10 protein-coding genes and 7 pseudogenes are annotated in these 15,409 nt (G+C 72.7%); 4 read left to right on the top strand and 13 right to left on the bottom strand.

The window, feature by feature from the left end:
- The first annotated feature begins 324 nt into the window (after nucleotides 1–324).
- The gene (locus FF86_RS20625; protein ID WP_044888361.1) at nucleotides 325–915 is read left to right on the top strand and encodes a TetR/AcrR family transcriptional regulator; all 591 of its coding nucleotides are present in this window, start codon (nucleotides 325–327) and stop codon (nucleotides 913–915) included.
- 85 nt (nucleotides 916–1,000) lie between these two features.
- Here FF86_RS20625 and FF86_RS53670 read toward each other — a convergent pair whose 3' ends face one another.
- The 13 genes and pseudogenes from FF86_RS53670 to FF86_RS53630 all read right to left on the bottom strand — a co-directional run.
- Nucleotides 1,001–1,414, bottom strand: coding sequence for an amidase family protein (locus FF86_RS53670; protein ID WP_242419185.1), 414 nt, complete (start codon nucleotides 1,412–1,414; stop codon nucleotides 1,001–1,003).
- An 84-nt stretch (nucleotides 1,415–1,498) separates the two neighbouring features.
- Nucleotides 1,499–2,419, bottom strand: a 921-nt coding sequence (locus tag FF86_RS53665; RefSeq protein WP_242419175.1) for an amidase, incomplete at its 3' end; no start/stop codon positions are given.
- Nucleotides 2,416–3,246 (bottom strand): ABC transporter ATP-binding protein, encoded by an 831-nt coding sequence (locus FF86_RS53660; protein WP_255355865.1) that lies wholly within the window; start codon nucleotides 3,244–3,246, stop codon nucleotides 2,416–2,418. The genes FF86_RS53665 and FF86_RS53660, both read right to left, overlap by 4 nt.
- A gap of 264 nt (nucleotides 3,247–3,510) precedes the next feature.
- Nucleotides 3,511–4,071, bottom strand: a pseudogene (locus tag FF86_RS53655) (branched-chain amino acid ABC transporter ATP-binding protein); the annotation flags it as partial.
- 1 nt (nucleotide 4,072) lies between these two features.
- Nucleotides 4,073–4,834: pseudogene (locus tag FF86_RS53650) on the bottom strand (branched-chain amino acid ABC transporter ATP-binding protein); the annotation flags it as partial.
- Nucleotide 4,835: 1 nt separating this feature from the next.
- Nucleotides 4,836–5,400, bottom strand: a pseudogene (locus FF86_RS53645) (branched-chain amino acid ABC transporter ATP-binding protein); the annotation flags it as partial.
- Between the two features lie 16 nt (nucleotides 5,401–5,416).
- A complete protein-coding gene (locus FF86_RS20610) occupies nucleotides 5,417–6,448 on the bottom strand; it encodes an ABC transporter substrate-binding protein (protein ID WP_044888358.1) in 1,032 nt (343 codons plus the stop codon).
- Between the two features lie 597 nt (nucleotides 6,449–7,045).
- Complete coding sequence (locus tag FF86_RS20605) at nucleotides 7,046–8,416, bottom strand: amidohydrolase family protein (protein ID WP_055409402.1); 1,371 nt, start codon at nucleotides 8,414–8,416, stop codon at nucleotides 7,046–7,048.
- A gap of 104 nt (nucleotides 8,417–8,520) precedes the next feature.
- Entirely contained in the window at nucleotides 8,521–9,291 is a 771-nt protein-coding gene (locus FF86_RS20600) for an ABC transporter ATP-binding protein (RefSeq protein ID WP_082122149.1), read from the bottom strand.
- Nucleotides 9,292–11,678: 2,387 nt separating this feature from the next.
- Nucleotides 11,679–11,860 (bottom strand): annotated as a pseudogene (locus FF86_RS53640) (SDR family oxidoreductase); the annotation flags it as partial.
- A 1-nt stretch (nucleotide 11,861) separates the two neighbouring features.
- Nucleotides 11,862–12,509, bottom strand: a 648-nt coding sequence (locus FF86_RS20590; RefSeq protein ID WP_242419173.1) for an SDR family NAD(P)-dependent oxidoreductase, incomplete at its 3' end; no start/stop codon positions are given.
- A gap of 113 nt (nucleotides 12,510–12,622) precedes the next feature.
- A pseudogene (locus FF86_RS53635) lies at nucleotides 12,623–12,894 on the bottom strand (SDR family NAD(P)-dependent oxidoreductase); the annotation flags it as partial.
- A 1-nt stretch (nucleotide 12,895) separates the two neighbouring features.
- The coding region (locus FF86_RS53630; protein ID WP_242419172.1) for an SDR family NAD(P)-dependent oxidoreductase at nucleotides 12,896–13,462 on the bottom strand (567 nt) is incomplete at its 3' end.
- Between the two features lie 329 nt (nucleotides 13,463–13,791).
- On the opposite strand from FF86_RS53630, the pseudogene FF86_RS53625 reads away from it, so the two are divergent.
- From FF86_RS53625 to FF86_RS20580, 3 genes and pseudogenes are all read left to right on the top strand, one after another.
- Nucleotides 13,792–14,217 (top strand): annotated as a pseudogene (locus FF86_RS53625) (carboxylesterase family protein); the annotation flags it as partial.
- Between the two features lies 1 nt (nucleotide 14,218).
- Nucleotides 14,219–14,340, top strand: a pseudogene (locus tag FF86_RS53620) (carboxylesterase family protein); the annotation flags it as partial.
- Nucleotide 14,341: 1 nt separating this feature from the next.
- Nucleotides 14,342–15,390, top strand: a 1,049-nt coding sequence (locus tag FF86_RS20580; protein WP_242419171.1) for a carboxylesterase family protein, incomplete at its 5' end; no start/stop codon positions are given.
- Nucleotides 15,391–15,409 lie beyond the last annotated feature (19 nt).

Genomic DNA, 15,409 nt, shown 5'->3' with positions numbered 1-15,409 from the left:
GTCACCTGCGGCCTCGTCCGGAACCGACGGGTGCGGTTCGTCCGGAACCGACGGGTGCGGTTCGTCCGGAACCGACGGGTGCGGTTCGTCCGCCTCGGGTCTGCCCGCCGACACGGCGGCCACCTCCCCTCGAACGCCACGCCGGCCCGTCCCCCGGAACCCGCCNAGCCCAGCCCAGCCGGTGACCATCACGCCACCAACGGCGTGACCATCTCGCAATGCCCCGTCACCTTACGCAGCCCGCCACCGGCGGCCGGCGTGGTGTTCCGCGCTACCGCGGGACACCATCCGATCCCACCCGGCCCACGGATCTAGGCTGTCCCCATGCATGCTGCCGCGACGGGGGGTAGCCGCGGCGGGCCGCGGCGCGGCGCGCTGCACGAGGCCGAGATCGTGGGCGAGGCCCTGGAGATCATCGGTGCGGACGGGGTGGAGGGCCTCACCATGCGCCGCCTCTCCGACCGCCTTGGCGTGGCGGTCGGCGCGACGTACAAGCACGTGCCGACGAAGGAACACCTCCTGCGCCTGGTCACGCTCGAGCTCTACGCCCGGGTCGGTCCGTGCGAGCCGACCGGCGCGGACTGGAGTGCCGGCATCCGGTCGTTCCTGCTGCGCTTCCGCGAGGTCGTCGGCGCCTACCCGGGGATGGCGGGCCACATCTCCGCGCACGTCGCCGACCCGATGCCACATGGGCTCTACGCGTCCCTGAACGGGACGCTGCGGGAGGTCGGTTTCACCCCGATCGGCGCGGACCGGGTGGTGCGGGTCCTGTTCTTCTACACCTCCGGGGCCATGCTAGCGCCCCTGACGCCGGACGAGCACGCGGACGCGGACGCGGAGTTCGTCGCCGGGCTCGACCTGGTGCTCGACGGCGTCCATCGGTCCCTCGAACGCGACCGCGCCGCCACCGCCTGATCCGGACCCGCCCGAGCCGGACCCGCCCGAGTCGGACCCGCCCGAGCCGAAACCAGCCGAGCCGTTATCAGCCGAGCCGCCGACGTCAGCTCACAGCCGGGTGTTCGTCGCGGGGGAACGCCTGCTGGAAGGCCTCGGCGACGCGGAGAACCAGGTCCTCGCGGCCGTGCCAGGCCGCGATCTGCAGCCCGACGGGCAGGCCGTCGACGAAGCCGCACGGCACCGTCACCGCGGGGAACCCCAGCCAGTTGAAGATCATCGTGTGGCTGCAGTACACCGGGGCGAAGCTGCCGCCCGGGAAGGTCGGGCCGTCCACGGTCCAGGCGCGCTCCCACTCCTCGACGGGCGCGGCGATCCGCTGCGCGGTGACCGACAGGATGACGTCGTAGCGCCGGAACAGGCGCTGGAAGCGTTCCCAGTTGCGCGCCCGGGACTCCGCCTGCTCGCGGTAGAGCAGCGGGTCCAGCGCCGGCAGCGGGGCCGAGTTGGTGCCGACCATGACCTCGTAGACGGACGGCTCCACCGTCCAGCGCACGGTGCCCCGCTCGGCGCGGTCCTCCCAGACCTCCGCGGTCGGGTCGANGGTGGCGCCGAGGGTGACGAGGCTGTGCGCGGCCGCCCGGGCGACATCGATGATCCGCGCGCTGTCGGCGGTGGCGTAGGTCGCGGCGAAGCCGAAGTCCTCGGTCCACGCCATCGACATCCCCTCGACACCCCGGTCGAGGGCGTCGACCGGATCGGGGGTGTCGTCCTGCAGGCACACGTAGTCCCGCCCGTCGCCGCCGCTCATCGCGCGGGTGAACAGCGCCGCGTCGCGGACGTACCGGGCCAGCGGCCCGTAGCTGGCGGTGAGCAGCATCGTCGGCTTGTCGTAGTTGACGTGCGGGATGAGCCCGCGGGAGGTGTGCAGGCCCACCACCCCGGAGTAGGCGGCCGGCAGCCGGGTCGAGCCCCCGCCGTCCGAGCCGATGGTCACCGGCAGCAGCCGGGCCGCCGCCGTCGCGGCGCCACCGGAGCTGGACCAGCCGGGAACCCGGGTGGTGTCCCACGGGCTGAGCGCCTCGGCGTCCCAGTTGAACGGGCTGAACACGCCGGGGCGGTCCCGGGCGAGCGTCAGGTCGGCGCCGGCGCCCATCATGGTGTTCGTACCGATGATGATCGCTCCGGCCCGGCGCAGGCGCTCGACGCAGATGTCGTCGAAACTCGACACCACGTCCGTGCCCGGCTGGACGTAGCGCAGCCCCTCGACGCGGATGTGCGACTTCACCGACGTCGGAATCCCGTGCAGCGGCCCGAGGGCCTCGCCGGCGGCCACCGCCCGGTCGGCGCGCCGGGCCTGCTCGCGGGCACCGGCGCGGTCGACCTGTTCGAAGGCGCGCAGGGTGGGGTTGAACTCCTCGATGCGGCCCAGGAAGTGCTCGGTGACCTCCACACAGGACACCTCGCGCTTGCCGATCAGTTCCCGGATGCGCCACGCGGGCAGCCAGGTGAGTTCCTCGCTCATGCCGATTGTCTCCTCATCGCCACGTCGGGGGTCATGTCCGTCGGCACGCCGTCGGGCACGCCGTCGGGCACGCCGGTGGGCACGCCGGTGGGCACGCCGTCGGCCCGGAATCGGGCGGTGCCCAGGTAGGCGTCGACGACGGCCGGCGTACCGCTGATCTCGGCCGGCGTGCCCGCGCCGATCAGCGCCCCGAAGTCGAGCGCGTAGACGCGGTCGCAGGTGCGCAACACCATGTCGACGTTGTGCTCGACGAGGAAGACGGCCATCCCGCGCTCGTCCGCGAGCCGGCGCAGGACCGTGCCGAGCTCGCGGGTCTGGGCATCACCGAGGCCGGCCGCCGGCTCGTCGAGCAGCAGGACGCTGTGGCCGCCAGCCACGGCACGGGCCACCGCGAGCATCCGCCGGTGGGCGTAGCCGAGATCCTGGACCGGCGTGTCGAGGAACGGCGCGAGCCCGAAGTCGGCGACCGCGGCCCAGCCGGCGGGGGTGAGCCGGCCGCGGTCCGGGACGACCAGGTTGGTGACGTAGGCGAGGCTGTCCCGGCGGTCGCAGGCACTCTGCAGGTTCTCCAGGACGGTGAGGTCCTCGAACAGTTCCAGTGACTGGAACGACCGGCCGAGCCCCGCGCGCGCCCGCCGTTCGCGGCTCCAGCCGTCGATGCGCGTCTCGCCGAGACGCACCTCGCCGCCGGCCAGGGTGGTGAAACCGGTGATCGCGTCGATCGTCGTGCTCTTGCCGGCGCCGTTCGGCCCGATCAGGCCCACGACCTCGCCGGGGCGCACGCGCAGGCTCAGCTCGCGCAGCGCGGCGACGCCGCCGAAGCGCACCGACACCCCGCGCAGCTCCAGCGCCAACGGCGGGACGCGATGCTGCTCGCGGCCCACCGCGCGCCCCGCCCCCCCGACCTCGGACGTCGGGGATGCGGACGTCGGGGATGCGGACGTCGGAGATGCGGACGTCGGAGATGCGGACGTCGGAGATGCGGACGTCGGNGATGCGGACGTCGGAGATGCGGACGTCGGAGATGCGGACGTCGGAGATGCGGACGTCGGCGAATCGGGTGCAGGGGTGGTCGCCCGCCGCGCGCGTGNCCGGAGCCCGGGCAGCTGCCGGGGAAGGCGGTCGGCCAGCAGCGCGCGCAACCGGTCGTCGGCGCGGTGGCGCAGGAACACCAGGCCGTCGGGCGCGGAGGTCAGCATGAACAGCAGCCCGACCCCGCTCGCCAGCGCCAGGTAGAGCGCCACCTTCGCGCCGAGGAACCCGAAGATCTGCTGGCCGAGGGTCCCCGGGGCGAACGAGCTACCCACCAGCGGCCCCGTGGTGGCCCCGACGCCGCCGAGGACCGCGTTCTGCAGGGCCGTCACCGACTGCAGGCCCGCGAAGGCGCCGAAGCTCGGCACGGGATCGTGGAACGCCAGCAGGATGCCGCCGAGGGCGGCGATCATCCCGCCCAGGACGAAGGCGTAGAGCTTCGCGCCGACCACGGAGATGCCGAGCGCCGCGGCGGCGCGCTCGTTGGTCCGCACCGCGATCAGCCGCCGCCCGGCGCGGGACCGGCGCAGGTTGACGATCGCCAGGGCGACGACGACGAGGACGACGAGCACGAGGCTCGCGTATCGCTTCGGGAAGGACAGCGCGTCGACCGCCAGCCCNAAAACGCGGATCCCGCCGACCTGGTAACCTTCCGTCCCGCCGGTGTAGCGGGGGTTGCCGAACACGACGGCCTCCAGCGAGATCGCCAGTCCCAGGGTGAGGATCGCGAGGTGGACCCCGCGGGTGCGCAGCCCGCCGAGGCCCACCACGATCCCGACCGGCACCACGGCGAGGACGCCGGCGAGGGCGGCGAGCCAGAACGGCCAGCCGTGGTCGGCCACCAGCCAGGCCGTCATCAGCGCCCCGACCCCGGCGAAGCCGATCTGGACGAGGGAGACCTGACCGGCGTAGCCCGTGACCACCACGAAGGACATCAGGATGATCGCGACGATCATCTGGAGACCGAACGCGTTGACCCACGCAGCGGGCAGCAGCCACCAGATGCACACGACCGACGCGAGCACCGCGACTCCCGTCGCGAGCCGGTGGGGACGGCCGGCGCCCAGCCGCGGCATCCGGCCGAAACTGTCACCCTTCCCGGCGGTCGTCCGCCCGCGGGCGAGCAGCACCACCGCGACGAGGACGAACGGGATGGCGGTCGCCAGACCGGGCGCGGTGACATACCGCGTCACCTCGGACTGCCCTATCCCGATCACCAGGCCCGCGGCGAGGGTGATCGGGAACGACGCGAACCGTCCCACCACCGCCGCGGCCAGCACCGGGATGACGAGGTAGGTGAGGTTCGCGGGCCCGAGTCCGGTGATCGGCGCGAGCAGGATCGCCGCGAGCGCGCCGAGGGCCGCGCCGACCGCCCAGTTCGCCNCCCCGATGAGATCCGGCGAGACACCCAGGGCCGCGGCCGACCGGGAGTTCTCCGCCACCGCGCTCGTCGCCACGCCGAACCTGGTGAACCGGTAGACGGCCCACAGCGCGGCGGTGAGCACCACGACGATGGCGAGGATGTAGAGGCGGTCCCGGCCGATCTGCGCCCCGAACACACTGACCGGTCTGATCGGCAGCATGGACGGGATCACCTTCGGCAGGTCCCCGTAGCGCAGCACCGCCACCGACTGCAGGACCACCAGCAGGGCGAGGGTCGCCACGATCCGGGCGAGGCCGGACGCCCCCCGCATGCGGCGCAGGATCAGCAGGTGGAACGCCGCGCCGAGCACGGCGGCGGCGAGCAGCCCGAGCACCACCGAGACGGCGTCGGGCAGGTCGGCCCCGCGGCCCTCGAAGTACACGTAGGCGCCGACCATGCCCATCGCGCCCTGGGCGAAGTTGACCACACCCGACCCGCGGTGCACCAGGACGAGTCCGACGGCGGCCAGCGCGTACAGCGCGCCGGCACCCACGCCGAGCGCGGCGAATCTGAATACCTCGGTCATCTCGATCCCCCGTGGATCACTTGGTTCGCAGGATGGGGGCGATGTCGTAGAAGTCGCCCTTGCGAACCGCCTTGCCCCCGGAGATCTCGTAGTTGATCCCGTAGTGGTTGAACACCCGGCGGAAGGACGGGTTGTCCAGCGGCTGCGAGGTCCAGGGCGGAACGACGCCCGCGAGGTCCACGCCGCGCAGGCCGTTGAGCGCGGCGGTGAGGGAGGCGGGCGTGACCTCGCCGGTGGTGCTGCGCAGCGCGGATCCGACGAGCCGCGCGGCGATCCAGGCGACGACGGCCTGCTCGGTGAGCTTGGTCTTCGAGTCGACGGCCCGCGCGTCCGCCTGCACCTGCCCGATCCCGCCGGCGGCGGTGTCATGGGAGTTGAGCTGGCTGTCGACGACGATGAGGCCGTCGGCGAGGCTGCCCAGCGAACTGAGGAGATCCTCGTTGAAGATCGCCGAGATTCCACCGATCGTGAGGGTGCGGCCACTCTGCCTCAGGGCGGTGAGCGCCTGCGCCGCTCCGCTCGGGACCAGGCTGACCGCCACGCACGTGGCGCCGGCGCCGGTCAGCTTGGCGACCGCGGGCGACAGGTCCGCGGCGTTGGCCGCGACCGGGGCTCGCGCGACCTCCTTGCCGCCCCGGGACTCGAACCCCCGCTTGATGTAGTCGATGAGGAAGTCCGAGCCGTCGAGGTAGACGATGCCGAGCTTGGTGCAGCCCGTCTTGGCCAGGCCCACCCCCAGGGAGACGTAGAGCGCGAACGAGGAGCTGACCGGGAAGGAGTTGGGGCTCGTGTCGTCACTGACCCCGACCACCGGAATGCCGGCCTTGGTCAGCGCCGTCTGGTCCTGGGCGGTGACGAAGCCCTGGATCACCCCGGCGACCTTCTCGTTGATCGCCTGCCGGGCGCAGATCTGATAGCCGCCGGACGTTCCCTTCGCGTCACAGGTCTCGATCCGCACGTTGGGAAAACCGCGGAGCACCCCGCGCGCCACCGGCACGACCTCCGGCACCTTGAAAGGAATGGTGCTGGTCAGGTCGCCGATCACCATGATCTTGGCGCTGACGTTCGACGTAATAGCCGCCGGCGCGCTCGGCGAGCCACCCCTGCCGTCACTCGACGACGATCCTCCGCATGCCGCCAGTACTAGCGCGAGACATAATCCGACGACAATCGTCGCCGTGCGTAAATTCCTGCTCCCGACCATGTGCTCCCCACGGGTCCCGAACCTTACCAGAAGAGGTGTGAGCTGTTTCATACCGGGGCTACCGATTGCTTTCTACCAGCTCGCATCCCGGTCCGCAAGTATTGGCGAAGCGTCTCGTAATCATTCCTGAATGCAGGCAGCAGAAGGCGTAACAGGGTCGGCGTCCCGATCCGCNCCGGATATTCCACGGATCGATTTCTCGGCGGCATTCGGCGCCGTCGGGTGAAGGCCGGCACGGGGGCGCGGGGGCACGGATGGCGGCCGGCGGTGAAGGCGGGGCAGGGCGGGGGCAGGCAGGGCGGGGGCAGGCAGGGCGGGGGCAGGCAGGGTGGGGGCAGGCAGGGTGGGGGCAGGCGGGGCAGGGGCTGGGGCGACTGAAAGCGGCTGAAGCGGCTGGAGACGGCTGGGGGCGGTCGGGGCGGCTGAAGCGGCTGGGGGTGGTCAGTCGCCGTGAGCGAGGGCGACGAGGTCGTCGTCCCAGGCGTGGTCCACGGCGGCCAGGTCGACGTCCTCGGCCGGGCGGGCGTACCCGGAGCGCTTGTGGAAGTGCGCGAGCAGACGCGGGTCGACCTCGTGCTCGCCGAGCACCTCCTCGGGCCGCGGGCCGATGCGGGCGGCCGCGCGGGCCAGCGCCGCCCGGTCGAGACCGAAGACGTCGACGGCGTTCTCGCCGAGGATCGCCCGGGCCTCCCCCTCGGGCACGCCGGCGAAGGCGGCGCGGATCCAGTCGCGGGTGTTGGGCCAGGTCCCCTCCGGATGCGGGAAGTCCACGCCGAACAGCAGCCGCCCCACGCCGATCTCGTGCCGCATCTCGATCTCGGCGCGGTGGGGCGAGGAGGGAATCGCCACGCAGTGCAGCCGGAAGTACTCGCTCGGCGTCCGCTTCAGGGCGCCGCCCAGGCGGGCGGCGCGTTCGTCGAGGCGCCGCAGGGTCGCCGGCAGCCAGTCGGCCCGCACCTCGGTCAGGGCCAGGCGCAGGTCCGGGAAGCGGTCGAACACCCCACCCAGCATGAGCTGCCACATGGCCCGCCGCGGCCCCAGGTCGAGCTGCAGGGGCGAGTCGGCGCGGGCGTCCATCTGCTCCCGCAGCCGCTGCTGCAGGTTCAGGTCGATCTCGCCGGTCCCGCCCATCGCCTCGTGCACCTGCCGCAGGAACGCCTGGAACTGGCCCTGGACCCCGCCCCAGCCGGCGTGCACGGTCACCACCAGCCCGAGGCGGGCGCAGGCCGCCCAGAACGGGTCGTAGTACGGGTCGTGCAGCGGCGGCAGCGCGGGGTCGGCGACCATGCCGGGCAACAGGACACCGACGAATCCGTGCTCGGCCACCCAGGCCAGCTCGGCGACGGTCGCCGCCAGGTCCAGGCACGGCCCCGCCTCCGCGATGCCGTAGAACCGGCCGGGCGCGGTGGTCATCGCGTCCGCCAGCCAGCGGTGGTAGGCCCGGGTGCCGGCCGCGCGCAGCCGCGGCGGGTAGGGGTTGTTCACGACGCCGAAGAACGGCAGCGTGCACATCTGGTGGCCCGACAGCAGCAGCTCGCCGGCGATGCCCTCGGCGTCGAGCTCACGTACCCGCCGGTCCAGGTCGAACGCGCCGAGCTCGCCGCCGGTGCGGATCGCCTGCCGGCCGTCGATCACCTCGAGGGTCTCGTCGGACGAGCCGCCGGCGGTGATCACGACGGCCAGCCACTCGTCGTTCTCCGCCGTCAGGCGGTCGAGATCGCCGAGGAACTCCGGCTCGATGTAGTCGCGGTAGGCCTGCGGGGGAGCTCCGGTGTGACCGTCGGCGGAGACGAGGACCAATCGCTGTCCCATGTGACTCACCTCATAGATCGAGTCCGCTCACCCTGCCCTCACCCCGCCGCGCTGTCAACAGTGTTCACCTCACCAAAGTGCCAGGCCCGCCGCCGGACGAGGGCTCAGTCGGTCGCCAGCTCGGCGCTCGACAGGTAGGTCCGCTCGATCTCGCCGATGCGGCCGCGCAGCTCACGGGCCTCGCCCTCCAGCACCACCCGCCCATGGCTGAGCACGTACGCGCGGTCCGCGACCTCGAGGGCGTCCCGGACATGCTGCTCGACCAGGAGCACCGCGCCGCCCCGGTCCGCCGCCGCGCGCACGGCCAGCAGCAGGCGCTCGAGGACCAGCGGCGCGAGCCCGAGCGAAAGCTCGTCGGCGAGCAGCACCCGGGGGTCGGCCGCGAGCGCGCGCGCCAGGGTGAGCATCTGCTGCTCGCCGCCGGAGAGCAGGGCCGCCCGGCGGGGCAGCAGCGGCGCCAGCTCCGGGAACAGCTCCAGGCACCGATCGCGCTCGCCCCCGCCCAGGCGCAGGTTGTCGGCCGCGGACAGCTCCATGAACACCGACCGTTCCTCGGTGATGTAGCGCAACCCGCCGCGGGCGCGCCGGTGCAGCGGCGCGGTCGTGCGGCGCCCGTCGAGCAGCACCTCCCCGCGCAGCGGCCGCAGCTCCCCCGCCAGCGCCCGGACCGTGGTCGTCTTGCCCGCGCCGTTGACCCCGAGCAGCGCCACGACCTCCCCGGGCCGCAGGACCAGATTCAGGTCGTGCACCACCGGGGTGGACCCGTAGCCGACCGACAGGTCGCGGGTTTCCAACCGCGGCGGCGAGGGGCGTTCGGACGATAAGCCGACGTTGCCGTTGGGCTGGGGAGCCGGGATACCCGAAGTGGTCGTCATGCGAGGACGGTACCGCCCGGATGGCTGATGTCCATGGCCCTTCCGGAGGTCGCACCGCGCTTTCCTGAGGCACTCGTCGGTGCCCGTCCGACCCGCCTACCCGAGCAGGTGAACGTCGTTGACTTGGCGGTCGCCGCGGACGTACGCTGCGCCCGCACCGGTCGCCCGGCGACGGCTGCGGCCGGCATTCCCAGTGCCCCACCAAACGCGTGGAGGATGACTGCTGTCATGGACGTGGACGGAAAGATCGAGGTAGCCTCCTACATTCCCGCAGACTCATTCTTCGGCTCGCCCTACATCGACTCGGACGTCTGGCGCGAGAGCCCCTTACCCCATCGCCACGTGCACGGTGGTTTTCAGGACACCGACACCCGCTTCACCTTCTACTTCCCCACCGAGGACTCCTACGACGGNCGCCTGTTCCACCCGCTCGAGGGGGCCCACGCGGGCCACGAGGACGCCTTCGGCGGCCCGATGGGCGACGTGATCGGCGGGCTGGTCCTCATCTCCCGGCTCGGCGGCTACATGGTCGAGTCGAACTCCGGCCACATCGGCGACGACATCGACCCCCGCGGCGGCGACGACCCCACCCTCTACGGCCACCGCGCCAGCGTCGAGACCGCCCGGTTCTCCAAGCACGTCGCCGCCCAGATCTACGGCGCCCCGCCCCACCACGCCTACGTCTGGGGCGGCAGCGGCGGCGGGCGGCGCTCGCCGCTGTGCCTGGAGTACGGCACCGGCGTCTACGACGGCGCGCTGCCGTTCATGGGCGGCGGCGAGATCGCCGCGCACGGCGTCACCACGCTCATGAAGGGCGCGCAGGTGATGGCCTTCGCGTCCATGTTCAACGTGCAGCGCCTGCTGCGCCGCCAGGCCGCCGGGGTCGTCGACGCGATGCGGCCGGGCGGCAGCGGCGACCCCTACGCCGGGCTGACCACGCACCAGCGCGAGGAGCTCGCCAACCTCTACCAGCTCGGCTACCCCCGCGGCGACGAGTTCATGATCTTCTCGCCGATGGGGCAGATCTGGCTGTGGTCGTCCATCGCCGACCGGCTCGCCAGCGAGGACGCCGACTACTTCACGTCCTTCTGGACGAAGCCCGGCTACGTCGGCCACGACGCGCCGGACGCCGTCGCCGACGACCTCCTCGACGTGACCACGACGGTGAGCCGGGTCGTCACCGGAGGCGAGCTGCTGACCGACCCCGCCTACGCCGGACCGGAATACGGCGGTCTGCGGGTGATGGCGTCGCTGATGAGCGCGGGGCCCGATCTGCCCATGGCGATCGAGGTCGAGGGTCTCGGCGACGGCTACCGCCTCGGCGCGGGCCTGCAACTGCTCAGCGGAAAGGCCAAGGGGCGCCAGCTCTACTGCATGGGCCACGCCGGCGACCTGCTCAGCGCCGACGGCGTCGCCGAGGCCAACCTGCTACGCTTCCGCGACGTCGAGGTCGGCGACGAGATCCACGTGGACAACCGCCGGTTCCTGGCGTTCTGCTACTACTACCGCCACCACCTGATGGACGAGCCGGCGTTCGACTTCCTGCGCCCCGACGGCCGCCCGATCTACCCGCAGAACCGGGTGCCCACGATGTCGCCGCTGATGGGCGTGGCCTACTCGGGCCAGTACGAGGGGAAGCTGCTGTGGGTGCACCACACCCACGACGCCTCGCTGTGGCCGCCGCAGGGGCTGGTCTACGAGGCGGCGGTGCGCGCCGTGCGGGGCCCCGAGGCGGCCGGCGAGCGGTTCCGCCTGCGCTGGACCGAGAACGCCGAGCACATCCCGCCGGCGTACCTGCCCTCGGCGCCCGACCGGGCCACCTCGACCTGGCTCATCGACTACCTGCCCGTCATCGAGCAGAGCCTGCTCGACCTGGTCGCCTGGGTGGAGCAGGGGGTCGAGCCGGCCGGATCGCACTACGAGTTCCGCGACGGGCGGGTCGTGCTGCCGGCGAGGGCGGCCGAGCGCGGCGGCATCCAGCCGGTGGTCTCGGCGACGGTGGACGGCGGCGAGCGGGCCGAGGTGCCGGCCGGCACGGCGGTGACCCTGCGGGTGGACGCCGAGGTGCCGCCGGGGGCCGGCACGATCGTCGCGGTCGAGTGGGACCTCGACGGCTCGGGTTCGTTCGCCGACCCGGCCGACGTCGTCGNCACCCCCACGGCCGTGAGTCTGACCAGGACGCACACCTACCCGACGCCGGGCACCCGGTTCGCGACCGCCCGGGTGTGGTCGCACCGCGACGGCGACCGCGACGCCGTGCACCGCCGCATTCCGAACGTCGCCTCCGTGCGGATCGTCGTGACCTGACCCGCATCACCCCAGCCCGCCGCGGGGCCGGCTGCGCACCGGCGCGCAGCCGGCCCCGTGACGCGCCCGTGAGGGCTGCCTCAGCGGCCGCCGAAGTCCGCCCGGACGGCGGTGGTGATCTCGGAGTAGCGCCCCAGGCTCACCGCGTCGGCGCCGCCGTCGACCGGCAGGATCACCCCGTTGACGAACCGGGACAGGTCGCTGGCCAGGAACACCACGGCTGCGGCGATGTCCTCGGGCTGCCCGACCCGGCCGGCCGGCTNCTCGTCGCGCAGCGCCTCGGCGAGGTGTTCCATGAAGGCTGGCCGGCGGTCCCGGGCGATGCCCATGCCCATCACGGGCGTCATCGTGATGCCGGGGCAGATCGCGTTGGAGCGGATGCCGTGCCGGCCGAGCTCGGCTGCGGCATGGCGCACCACGCCGATGACGGCATGCTTGCCGATCGTGTAGCTCGGCTGGCCCAGGCCCCCACGCAGCCCCGAACCGCTGCTCGTGGTGATGATCGAGCCGCCACGGCCCTGCTCGATGAACACGCGGGCGGCGTGGCGGTGCCCGGAGACGGCCGAGCCGACGATGAGGCGCAGCGACCGGTCGAGCCCGTCCGGCTCGAGGTCGACGAACCCGGCCTGATCGCCGGCGCCGCTGGCGTTGTTGAACATGATGTCCAGGCCGCCGAAGTGCCGCACCGCGGTGTCGACCAGGTTGGCGACCTGATCGTCGTCGGAGACGTCCGCGTGGACGTAGAGCGCGGCGTCGCCGAGCCGCTCGGCGGCGGCCCGGCCGCGCTCGTCCTGGATGTCGCCGATGACCACGTGCGCGCCCTCGGCGACGAACGCCTCGACGCTGGCCAGGCCGATGCCACTGCTACCGCCGGTCACGATCGCCGTCTTGCCCACCAGGTTGTCCGGCATCGCCGTCTCCTTCCGGTCCGTACTGGCCAGGGGCGTCGCAATCCTTCTCGCGCGCCGCGACCGGCCGTTACCGCGGAATGTTCGTGGTCGGTTCAGCGCAGCAGGACCTGGCNACCGTCGAGCATGAGCGTCGCCCCGGTCAGGTACTGCATGTCGTCGCTGACCAGGCCGACGATCGCTCGGCCGATGTCGGCGTAGGGGTCGCCGAGCCGACGCAGCGGAGTCTGGCGGCGCTGCAGCTCCCAGCGCTCGGGGCTCTGCTTCATGTACTCCTCAGCCGCCGGCGACCAGGCGGCCGGGCAGACCTGGTTCACCCGGATCCCGTAGCGGCCCCACTCGATGGCGGTGACCTTCGTCAGGCCGCCGATGGCCTCCTTCGCCATCGNGTATCCGAGCAGGCCGGGCGCGCCGCGCACCCCGATCCCGGACCCGAAGTTGACGACGGCGCCGTGGCCGGAGTCCCGCAACGCCGCGAAGCAGGCCTGCATCATGTGCACGCTGCCCAGCGGGCCGGTCTCGAAGGATTCGAGGAGCTGGGCATCGGTGGCGTCGACCGTGGGGATGCGGACGGTGTTGTTCCCGCCCTGGGCGTTGTTGATGAGGATGTCGACCCCGCCGAACGCGGCCAGCGTCGCCGCGACCGCGGCCTGCGCGTCGGCCCGGTCGGCCACGTCGCAGCGCACCGCCAGCACCCGGGCACCCTTGCCCGACAGCTCCTCGGCCGCCGCGACCACCTTCGACTCGGTGCGGCCGAGCAGGGCCACCGCGGCGCCCTCGTCGGCCAGCGCCTCGGCGATCCCCCGGCCCAAGCCCTGGCCCGCACCGGTGACGACGGCGACCCGCCCGGCAAGCCGGCCGGCCTGGCCCAGACCAGGGGCCGCCGTGGACCACTCGGATGCCGTGGATGGAACGGATGCCGTGGATGGAACGGATGCAGCGATGGGCTCGGCCATCCCCGTCAGGCCCCCGCCGCCGCGCAGCGGGCTAACGGTGCGGAATCGACGTTCCCGGACAGCTCGCTCGCGCCCATCAGACAGCTCCGTCCTCTGTTGCCCTCGGGCCAGCCCAGCCCAGCCCCGCGCCGACGCCCACGGCCCCGCCCGGTACCCGCGGCCCGCGTGCGGGTACCGGGCAGCGTTTCAGAGTGGCCTCGACCACGTCAACCGGTCGCTACCGGACTCGGTGAACAGTGTTGACACGCCTTCGGTCGGCGCCTAATTTCCGGTGCATCGAGCTACCTCACTCGCGCCCGGGAACGGGCCCACGCGAGAAAGGACCGATCATGCCGGATATCGTCATCGAAACGTCGAGCGGCCGGATTCGCGGCACGACGACACCAGCGGGCGTGCACGTTTTCAAGGGAATTCCGTACGGCGGATCCGTCGCCGGCGCGAACCGGTTCCAACCGGCCCGCCCGCCCGAGCCGTGGACGGGCGTTCGCGACGCTTTATCCTACGGTCCGACCGCGCCGCAGGCACGCCCGGCCGAGGCGGGCGGCGGCGGCGCGGCCGATCCCGCCGCGACCGCACGGATGGCGCCGTTCCTGACGTTCCTGCACGGCCTGGCCGGGGACGAACCGGCCCAGGACGAGGACTGCCTGGTGCTCAACGTCTGGACCGGCGGCGTCGACCAGCAGCGCGCCCGCGCCGTGCTCGTGTGGCTGCACGGCGGCGCCTTCAGCACGGGCTCGGGCTCCTGGCCGCTCTACNACGGCACCGCCCTGGCCGCCCGGGGCGACGCCGTGGTCGTCACGATCAACCACCGGCTGGGGCCGCTCGGCTTCCTGCACCTCGGCGAGCTGGCCGGGGACCGCTACCGCGACGCGGGCAACNCCGGCATGCTCGACATCGTGCTCGCCCTGCGGTGGGTGCGCGAGAACATCGCCGGCTTCGGTGGCGACCCGAACCGGGTACTGGTGTTCGGCGACTCGGGCGGCGCGTCGAAGACCTCCATCCTGCTGGGCATGCCGGCGGCGAAGGGTCTGTTCCACCGGGCGGCGGTGATGAGCGGCCCGCTGATCCGCTCCTGCCCGGCGGACGTGGCGACCGCGAACGCCGAGGAGCTGCTCGGCCGGCTCGGGATCGCCCCCGCCGACGTGGCGAAGCTGCACGACGTGCCGGCCGAGCTGCTGATCAAGGAGGCGGAGTCGATCGGGGTACCGATCGACTCCGGGCTCGCCGGGGCCGCCGGCAGCGAGCAGTTCATGCCCTTCCAGGCGGTTGTCGACGGCCACGTCCTGCCCGCCCACCCGATGGATCCGCAGGCCTCGCCGCTGGGCGCCGACGTCCCCGTCCTCGTCGGGTCGACCCGGGACGACATGAAGATGATCATGTTGGGGATGCCGTGGTTCGGCTCCCTCGACGACGCCGGCCTGGCCACGCTGGCCGGCGGCATGTTCGGCGCCGCGGGGCCGGAGTTCGTGCGCGCCTACCGGGCGGAGCGGCCGGACGCGACGCCGAGCGAGCTGGCGTGTGCCTTCGTGACCGACCGGGTGATGTGGTGGGGCGGGATCGACTGGGCCCAACGGAAGATCGCCGCGGCCGGCGCCCCCGTTTACGTCTACCGTTTCGATTTCGCCACACCCGCCCTCGGCGGGATTCTCGGGGCCACCCACGGCGGTGAAATCCCGTTCGTGTTCGACAACTACCCGCTCACCCCGATGGCCGGTGAGCGGCCCGAGAACGCGAATGTGGCCCGCGCGATCAGCGAGGCGTTCGTGCGTTTCGCCCAGGAGGGCGTTCCGGACCACCCCGGGCTGCCCACCTGGTCGCCATACACGCTCGACGGGCGCGCCACCATGATCTTCGACGCCGTGTCCCGGGTGGACGACGATCCCCGCCGGGCGATCCGCGAGCTCCACGCCCGGGTGTCCGCGGGCTAGCTCGCCCGAGCGNCGGCGC

Origin of the sequence: Frankia sp. CpI1-P (assembly GCF_001421075.1) — a bacterium.
GTDB classification, from domain to species: Bacteria; Actinomycetota; Actinomycetes; order Frankiales; family Frankiaceae; genus Frankia; species Frankia torreyi.
This window is presented reverse-complemented; position numbering and strand designations above follow the sequence as displayed.

Coding starts and splice junctions, on each gene's coding strand:
- FF86_RS20605 (WP_055409402.1), bottom strand. CDS start 8,416: ATGGGACAGCGATTGGTCCTCGTCTCCGCCGACGGTCACACCGGAGCT.
- FF86_RS20600 (WP_082122149.1), bottom strand. CDS start 9,291: ATGACGACCACTTCGGGTATCCCGGCTCCCCAGCCCAACGGCAACGTC.
- FF86_RS20625 (WP_044888361.1), top strand. CDS start 325: ATGCATGCTGCCGCGACGGGGGGTAGCCGCGGCGGGCCGCGGCGCGGC.
- FF86_RS20610 (WP_044888358.1), bottom strand. CDS start 6,448: ATGGTGATCGGCGACCTGACCAGCACCATTCCTTTCAAGGTGCCGGAG.
- FF86_RS53670 (WP_242419185.1), bottom strand. CDS start 1,414: ATGGTCGGCACCAACTCGGCCCCGCTGCCGGCGCTGGACCCGCTGCTC.